General features: G+C 67.6%; 2 protein-coding genes. Both read left to right on the top strand.

The window, feature by feature from the left end; all coding sequences use genetic code 11:
• The first annotated feature begins 354 nt into the window (after positions 1–354).
• Positions 355–900: a DUF5753 domain-containing protein gene (locus QI554_RS35510; RefSeq protein WP_281476246.1), complete on the top strand. Its 546-nt coding sequence runs from the start codon at positions 355–357 to the stop codon at positions 898–900.
• Complete coding sequence (locus QI554_RS35505; protein WP_281476244.1) at positions 897–1082, top strand: DUF397 domain-containing protein; 186 nt, start codon at positions 897–899, stop codon at positions 1080–1082. The genes QI554_RS35510 and QI554_RS35505 overlap by 4 nt, the downstream gene beginning before the upstream one ends.
• The last annotated feature ends 265 nt before the right edge of the window (positions 1083–1347 follow it).

Genomic DNA, 1347 nt, shown 5'->3' with positions numbered 1-1347 from the left:
GCCCCCCCCCCCCCCGCCCCGTCACCCCCCCCCCCCCCCCCCCCGGGGGGGCCCCCGCCACCCGGGGCCCCACAATCCGACACCCCGCCTCGCCCACTGCCACCCGCTCCCCACCACGAACCGCATGGCCCAGGCGAAGTGCATTTTGCGTACGGGAACGTCGGCCATCGACGCTGCGCGCGAAGACCCGACGAGGAGCGCAACCTGCGCCCCCGGCACCTCGGACCCCATTGCGCGGCGCGGCCATGAGCCGCGCCGCGCCAAAACCCGACACTGCTCGGCGAGCGCAACGTCCGCGACTGGTGGGTCCGCTACGACGATGTACTGACTCCAAGCCAGTCGTGCTTCCTTGCGATGGAGAACGAGGCGCTGGCGATGCTGGAATACCACCTGGCGGCTGTCCCGGGCCTGCTGCAGACGCGTGACTTCGCACGGGCGACGAACATGGAGATGGTCCGGGCGCTCGACCTGGACCAGGTCGAGGCAACTGTCGAAGTCCGGCTGCGTCGTCAGCGACGGCTGCTCGAAGAACCACGGCTCTCACTGCATGCACTCATGTGGGAAGGCGCCCTTTCGGTGGTCACCGGGAGCGCTGAAGTTATGCGCGATCAACTGCGCTATCTGGTGACGATGTCCGCGCTGCCCAACGTCACGCTCCAGCTTGTGCCGTTCAGCGCCGGAAGGCGGGGACTGTTGAGCTCCAGCTTTCAGATCCTCACGTTCCCTGACGCCCGCGATCCTGATCAACTCTTCGTCGAATCGCTGTTAGGGACCATCCCCCGCTCCCATGCTCACGAAGTCGCCCAAAGCAGGGCCTTGTTCGATCAGGTGGCGCAAGTGGCACTATCTCCGAGTGACACGAAAGCCATCTTGATCGAGCGTGCAAGGGATGCAAGATGACAGTGAGTGCAACCTCGTGGGTCAAGTCGACGTACTCCGGCAGTGCCGAGAACATGTGCGTCGAAGTCGCTTACCCCTCACCAGCCCTAGTCCTCGCACGGGACTCGAAGATCGCCGACAGCCCACGCCTCGGGTTCACCGGGACGGCGTGGGGCGAGTTCGTCGCATGCTTGCCCCACTAGGAGTGCGCAGCGACAGTGTCGGATCGGCGAGCGAAGTCGTCGGATAGCGCGGCGCGGCCCATGGCCGCGCCGCGCAACCGGTCTGAGGTGCCGGGAATCGCAGGCTGGCCCCTCGTCGAGTCATCGCGCACGGCCCGGATGGCCGCAGTTCCCGTACGTCGCGCCGCCGCCCGCTCCGGGTGGCGGCGCAATGCACTTTCGCCTGGGCCACGCGGCTCGTGGTGAGGAGCGGGTGGCAGTGGGCGAGGCGGGGTGTCGGATTGTG

Source organism: Yinghuangia seranimata (assembly GCF_029953285.1).
Taxonomy (GTDB): Bacteria; Actinomycetota; Actinomycetes; order Streptomycetales; family Streptomycetaceae; genus Yinghuangia; species Yinghuangia seranimata.
The sequence above is the reverse complement of the archived record's forward strand: the minus strand, read 5'-3'. Positions and strand labels throughout refer to the sequence as shown.